Raw genomic sequence first — 6,479 nt, forward strand, 5'->3', positions numbered from 1 at the left:
CGCCGCGGCGCCGCCCGCCAAGCTGGCGCGGACCCGCCGCAAGCCGGCCGCCGCCGAGCCCGCACCCGCGGAACCGGACGCCGCCAGCCCCCAGGCGGCGCCTGAACCCGCCGAGCCCGAAGCCCTCGGATCGGATGGCGCCGAGCCGACTCCCGCCGGATCGGCCGATGGCGCGGCCGCCGCCCCGGACCGCCCGGCCAAGGCGCCGCGCAAGCCGCTCGCCGCGAAGCAGCCGCGCCCGGCGCGCGAGGAAGCGCCACGCCAGAAGGTGGAGCCGGCGATGCTCGACCGCCTGGTCGCCGCCGCCCGGGAGAGCCTGGACGCCGACAAGGCCGAGAACATCGTGGTGCTCGACGTCACCGGCCGCGCCGACTACGCGGACCGGCTGGTGATCGCCACCGCGCTGGCCGATCGCCAGATGCAGGCCATGGCCGCGCATCTGGAGGAGGCTTTCGAGAAGGAAGGGCTGAAGCTGCGCCGCGACGCCACCCAGGCCTCCCCGGAGTGGGTGCTGATCGACGCCGGCGACCTGGTGGTGCACCTGTTCAAGCCGGAATCCCGCGCCCTCTACGCGCTGGAGCGGATGTGGGGCCCGGACAGCCCGCCGGCGGAGGATGAGCAGGACCGCACGCCCCTGCCCGATGACGGCAGCGTGCCGGAGCCGGGCATTGAGGAGGATGACGACGACGTCTAGGGGCTTCGCCCTTTTCGCCATCGGCCGGATGAAGCCGGGGCCGGAACGCGCGCTGTACGAGACCTACGCCGCGCGCCTCCGCCCCGCTTTGGCGGTGACCGAACTGCCGGAGGCGCAGGGCGCCAACGCCGCCGAGATCCGCCGGCGGGAAGGTGCCGCCCTGCTCGCCGCCCTGCCCGCCTCCGCGCTGGCGGTGGCGCTCGACCTCGGCGGCCAGGCACCGACGACGGAGGCGCTCGCCGCGCTGGTGACGCGGTGGGAGGAGGCGGCCCGGCCGGTCTGCTTCCTGATTGGCGGGACGGAGGGGCTGGACCCCGCGGTGCTGGCCCGCGCCGACCACCGCCTGTCGCTCGGCCCGCTTACCTGGCCGCATTTCCTGGTGCGCGGCCTGCTGGCCGAACAGTTGTTCCGCGTGCAGGCGATCCGCACCAATCACCCCTACCACCGCGCCTGGCGTCCTGCTTGAGTGCGCCGGCAACCCGCCGGAGCGCCCGACCATGATGCCGTTGATCCTCGCCGCCCTGTTCTGGATCGGGGTGCATGTCGGCATCTCCGGCACCGCGCTGCGCGACCGCGTGGTGGCCGCGGTGGGGGAGAAGGCCTTCATGATCGGCTTCTCCCTGACCTCGGTCCTGGCCATCACCCTGCTGGTCATGGCCTGGCAGGCGGCGCCGACCACCTCGCTGTGGGTCGCGGGGCCGGGGCTGCGCTGGGTGCTGGCGGGGCTGATGCTGCCCACGCTGGTGCTGTTCATGGCCAGCCACAAGCGCAACCCCACCGCGGTCGGTGGCAAGGGGCTGGGGGAGGAGGCGCGCGGCATCCAGCGCATCACCCGCCACCCCATGCTGTGGTCCTTCGCGCTGTGGGCCGGCATCCACATCCTCGGCAATGGCGACACCGCCTCCCTGGTCTTTTTCGGCGCCTTCCTGGTGACGGCGCTGGCCGGCATGCCCTCGATCGACGCCAAGCTGGCGCGGCGCCACAAGCAGTCCTGGCCGGGCTTCGCGGCGCAAACCTCCATCCTGCCCTTCGGCGCCATCGCCGCCGGCCGCAACCGGCTGGCCCTGCCCGAGATCGGGCTGATGCCGCCGCTGGTGGGGCTGCTGCTGTGGGCGGTGCTGCTGCATTTCCACCGCGCCATCTTCGGCGTGCCGGCGCTGCTGATGTAGCCCGCCACCCCCTTGAAGGCTTCGAGGGGAAAGGCCATTCCCTGCCGCGCCCCCAGGGAATGATTCGATGCAGGAAGTCCTGACCCCGTCCGATGCCGGGGCCTCGCCCCGCGCGCGCGCCGCGCGGCTGATCCTTTCGCCGCTTTTCCAGCGGGTGGTGATCGGGTTGATCCTGCTGAACGCGGTGACGCTGGGGCTCGAGACCTCGGACAGCGTCATGGCGGCATGGGGCGGGCTGCTACACGGGCTGGACCGGCTGCTGCTCGGCCTGTTCACCGCGGAGATCGCGCTGCGCATCTATGCCTTCCGCGACCGCTTCTTCCGCGACCCGTGGGGGCTGTTCGACCTGGTGGTGGTGGCCATCGCCTGGATTCCGGCCAGCGGGCCACTCGCCGTGCTGCGTGCGCTGCGGGTGCTGCGGGTGCTGCGCCTGGTCAGCGCCGTGCCATCCATGCGCCTGGTGGTGGAGGCGATGCTGGCCGCGCTGCCCGGCATGGGCAGCATCGTGCTGCTGATGGGGCTGATCTTCTACGTCTTCGGCGTGATGGCGACCAAGCTGTATGGCGACATCCTGCCGGAACGCTTCGGCACGCTGGGCCTCGCGCTCTACACCCTGTTCCAGATGATGACGCTGGAAAGCTGGTCCGAGGCCAATGTGCGGCCGATCCTGGCGGTGCAGCCGCTGGCCTGGATGTTCTTCGTGCCCTTCATCCTGATCGCCACCTTCGTTGTGCTCAACCTGTTCATCGGCGTGATCGTGGACAGCATCCAGACCCTGCGGGCGCAGCGCGACAGCGCCGATGTCGCCGCGGCCCAGGCCGCCACGGACGCCGCGCGCAGCGAGGCGCATCTGGACAGCCAGACGCTGCTGGCGGAAATCCGCGCCCTGCGGGCGGAGATGGCGGCCCTGCGCGCGGAGCGGTGACGGGGGCCAAAGCCCGAGACCGAACCCCCGGTGATCGTGACCGATCAGCGCCGTAATCGCCGGCTTGGCTGCGCGCCACCTGGCGCGGCGGCCCTCCGGCCGCGCACCCGGCTTCGGCGGGCGCAGGTTCCGACCAAGGGGATTTGGTCCGAGCCGCGCTGAAGGAAGCGCGGACCGGGCATCCGCGCTGACCTCGCACGGCCCTATCGCACGGGCATCAGCCGGAAGGCGCGCGCCGCGGCGGCGAAGACGCGCTGCGGGATCTCGTCCGGCCGCCGCCCCGCCAGCACCGCCTGCACATCCGCCACCACCTCGGCGCGGGACCGGTAGTATTGGTGGTGCGCATCCGTCAGGCCGTTTATGTCGGACACGGCGGCGCAATCCACCAGAACCACCTTGCGCGGCAGGTCGGTCAGCGTGCGCGGGCCAGCCTGGCCCAGCCGGTCCGGGTTGCCCTTGGTGAGGTCGCTGATGCCCAGCGCACCGTCATTCGCGGCGAAATACACATGCACGGAGGCCGCCAGCTCCGGCAGCCGGGCGAATTTGTGGCCGCATTCGAAGGCGTCGTCATCCTCATCCGCCGCCATCAGGAAGATGCTCTCGAACAGCCGCGGCATGCCACCCGGCTTGAAGTCCCGCGCGAAGGACTGCACCGCGTGGCGCAGCACGTAGTTGCCCATGGAATGCGCCATCAGATGCATCCGCTGGCCGCATTGCAGCCCCCGCGGCAGGTTGCGGAAATAGTCGATGATCCGGCGCAGCGACCGCGCAATCGCCTCCCGCGACGCCTCCGCATCCGTGCGGTCGCTGAAATAGGAGAGCTTGAACAACTCCCCCCCGTCCGGCATCAGGATCCGCCCGTCGCTGGGCCAGGCGAAGACCGCGACCTCCAGCGGCCGGGCGGCGGTGGAATAGACCTCCCGCAGCTGCGCCGCACGCTCCAGCGAATCGCGGAAGCTGCAACTGAAGCCGTGCAGCAGGATCAGCAGGTCCGCCCCATTGGCGCGCAACCGGTCGCGCAGCCCGTCGAAGACCCGGTCGGAGCCGCGGACCACCGGCGCGGCCGGATCGGCGTTCAGCCCGGGGATCGATTCGGGGGCCACCGAGACCGATTCCAGCCGGTATTCACCGACCAGCCGATCCACCGGCACCGTGACCTCCGCCGCGCCGTAGCGCACGCAATAGGGCCCGTCCGGGTTGTACTGGTTGCCGAAGCCGAATTCGGCCTCGTCATCCAGGTTGCGGTTGGTGGCGAAATACACGGTGACGGACATGGCTTGGCCCCCTTCTTCCCGGATGCGATCGTAACAAGCGGGCGGCGGCGCGGCAGTGTCCGTTTTGCGGTATCGCGCGGTATCGGTTCCACGGCGCCGCCAGGGGTCGATCCGCGGCGCCGCCCAGGTCAATAGGGCGTGGCGCCCCGGTTTCCGACGCCGGACGAAGCGCCTAGGTTCAGGCTCCGCGCCAGACAGGATGCCGCCCGATGCCGAAGCCCGCCCATCGCCCCGTCATGCTCGCCATCCTGGACGGCTGGGGCTGGCGCGAAGCGGAGGCGGATAACGCGGTGCGGCAGGCGGCGACGCCGCATTTCGACGCGCTGTGGCAGACGGGCCCGCGCGCCTTCCTGCGCACCGCCGGCCTCGATGTCGGCCTGCCGGACGGCCAGATGGGCAATTCCGAGGTCGGCCACCTGAACATCGGCGCCGGCCGCGTGGTGATGCAGGATCTGGTGCGGATCGATGCGGCCTGCGAGGACGGCTCCCTCGCCACGCGGCCGGCGCTGCTGGCGCTGCTGGGCCAGCTCCGCGCCATTGGCGGCGCGCTGCACCTGATCGGCCTGCTGTCGGAAGGCGGCGTGCACAGCCACCAGGACCATGCCCTGGCCCTGGCCCGCGCCGCGACGGCCGCCGGCGTGCCGGTGCGGGTGCATGGCTGGACCGATGGCCGCGACACTGCCCCGGATTCGGCTTCGGGCTTCCTCCGCCGCTTCGAGGCGGCGCTGCCGGCGGGCGCGCGCCTCGCCACCCTCTGCGGCCGCTACTTCGCCATGGACCGCGACAACCGCTGGGACCGCGTGCAGCAGGCGCATGATGTGATGGTGCTGGGCAAGGGAACGCGCTTCCCCGATGCCCAGGCCGCCATCGCCGCCGCGCAGCAGGCCGGCAAGACCGACGAATTCCTGCCCGCCGCCGCGATCGGCGACTATGCGGGCATGAGCCACGGCGACGGGCTGCTGTGCTTCAACTTCCGCGCCGACCGGGTGCGGGAGATCCTGGCCGCGCTGCTGGATCCTGCCTTCTCCGGCTTCGCCGCCGAACCCACCATCCGCTTTGCCGGCGCCGCGGGGATGACCGACTACGGCACCGCACTGGCGCCCTTCCTGGCCACGCTGTTCCCGCCGCAATCGATGACCGGCCTGCTGGCCGAGGTGGTCTCCGCCGCCGGGCTGCGGCAGCTGCACATGGCGGAGACCGAGAAATACCCGCACGTCACCTACTTCCTGAATGGCGGCGGCGAGGCGCCCTATGCCGGGGAGGACCGGATCATGGTCGCCTCCCCCAAGGTCGCCACCTACGACCTGCAGCCGGAGATGTCGGCCCCGGAACTGACGGACAGGGCGGTGGAAGCGATCGATTCCGGCACCTACGACCTGGTGGTCCTGAACTTCGCCAATGCCGACATGGTGGGCCATACCGGCAGCCTGGGTGCCGCCATCAAGGCCTGCGAGGCGGTGGATGCCGGGCTCGGCCGCATCGCGCAGGCGGTGCGCGCCCAGGGCGGCTGCCTGCTGGTGACGGCGGATCACGGCAATGCGGAGCTGATGAAGGACCCGGAGACCGGCGGCCCGCACACCGCCCACACCACGAACCCCGTGCCGGTGCTGCTGATGGGCGCGCCGGCGGGGGCGACGCTGGCCGATGGCAGGCTGGCCGACATCGCACCCACCCTGCTCGCCCTGCTCGGCCTGGCGCAACCGGCGGAGATGACCGGGCAGAGCCTGCTGCGGGGCGGATGAGCCGGTTGCGCGCCCGGCTGGCCGTGCTGGCGGCGGTGCTGGCGCTGGCGCCGGCCCCCGTGGCGGCGCAGCCCACTGCGCGCGACCTGCGGGCCGCCGAACAGGCCGCGGAAGCCAGGCGCGCCGCCGCCGAGGAAGCCGCCGCCCGCGCCCGTGCCCTGGCGGAGGAGGAGGTGGCGCTGGCCGCCCGGCGCGTCGAACTCGCGGCCCTGGCCCAGGCTGCGGAGGCCGAGGTGGCGGCGATGCGGGAACGCCTGGCCCTGGCGCAGGCTGCCGGCGCCCGCGCCGCCCGGCAGATCGCCGAACGCGCCACGGCGCTGCGCCCGCTGCTGCCGGTGATGCTTCGCCTGTCGCTGTACCCGGCCGAGACGGTGCTGGCGATCCCCGGGGAGCCGGCGGACACGCTGCGTGGCGCCCTGGTGCTGCGCGGCCTGATCCGCCGGCTGGAGACGGAGGCCTCGGCGCTGCGCGCGGCGCAGCGGGAAGCCCAGGAAGCCGAATGGCTGGCGGCGCGCGAAGCGCTGGCCCTGGCCGAGGCCGAGCAGGCGGCGCGGGAGGCGGTGGCGCAGCTGGAGGCGGAGCTGGAACAGGCACGCGAGCGCCGCGGCGCCGCCGAGGTCGCGCAGCAGCGCGCCGCCGAGCAGGCTGCCGGCGCCGCCGCCCGCGCCGGCGACC

6 protein-coding genes and 1 pseudogene are annotated in these 6,479 nt (G+C 72.7%); 6 read left to right on the top strand and 1 reads right to left on the bottom strand.

The genetic code is table 11. The annotated features are described in order from the left end of the window. From rsfS to HEQ75_RS27330, 4 genes are all read left to right on the top strand, one after another. The coding region (gene rsfS, locus HEQ75_RS28625) for a ribosome silencing factor (protein ID WP_235962163.1) at window positions 1-694 on the top strand (694 nt) is incomplete at its 5' end. Further along, window positions 678-1,160 (top strand): 23S rRNA (pseudouridine(1915)-N(3))-methyltransferase RlmH, encoded by a 483-nt coding sequence (locus HEQ75_RS27320; protein ID WP_168035286.1) that lies wholly within the window; start codon window positions 678-680, stop codon window positions 1,158-1,160. The genes rsfS and HEQ75_RS27320, both read left to right, overlap by 17 nt. 31 nt (window positions 1,161-1,191) lie before the next feature. Then, entirely contained in the window at window positions 1,192-1,863 is a 672-nt protein-coding gene (locus HEQ75_RS27325; protein WP_168035287.1) for an NnrU family protein, read from the top strand. Between the two features lie 67 nt (window positions 1,864-1,930). Next, a complete protein-coding gene (locus tag HEQ75_RS27330) occupies window positions 1,931-2,788 on the top strand; it encodes an ion transporter (protein ID WP_168035288.1) in 858 nt (285 codons plus the stop codon). Window positions 2,789-2,991: 203 nt separating this feature from the next. Here the strand turns inward: HEQ75_RS27330 and HEQ75_RS27335 are convergent, their stop codons facing one another. Next, window positions 2,992-4,062, bottom strand: coding sequence for an alpha/beta hydrolase (locus tag HEQ75_RS27335; protein ID WP_168035289.1), 1,071 nt, complete (start codon window positions 4,060-4,062; stop codon window positions 2,992-2,994). Between the two features lie 209 nt (window positions 4,063-4,271). On the opposite strand from HEQ75_RS27335, the gene gpmI reads away from it, so the two are divergent. Together gpmI and HEQ75_RS27345 are read left to right on the top strand one after the other, a co-directional pair. Next, window positions 4,272-5,804, top strand: a complete 1,533-nt coding sequence (gene gpmI / locus HEQ75_RS27340) for a 2,3-bisphosphoglycerate-independent phosphoglycerate mutase (RefSeq protein WP_235962164.1) — start codon at window positions 4,272-4,274, stop codon at window positions 5,802-5,804. After that, a pseudogene (locus HEQ75_RS27345) lies at window positions 5,801-6,479 on the top strand (hypothetical protein); the annotation flags it as partial. The gene gpmI and the pseudogene HEQ75_RS27345, both read left to right, overlap by 4 nt.

This window comes from Falsiroseomonas selenitidurans, from assembly GCF_012103215.1.
Taxonomy (GTDB): Bacteria; Pseudomonadota; Alphaproteobacteria; order Acetobacterales; family Acetobacteraceae; genus Falsiroseomonas; species Falsiroseomonas selenitidurans.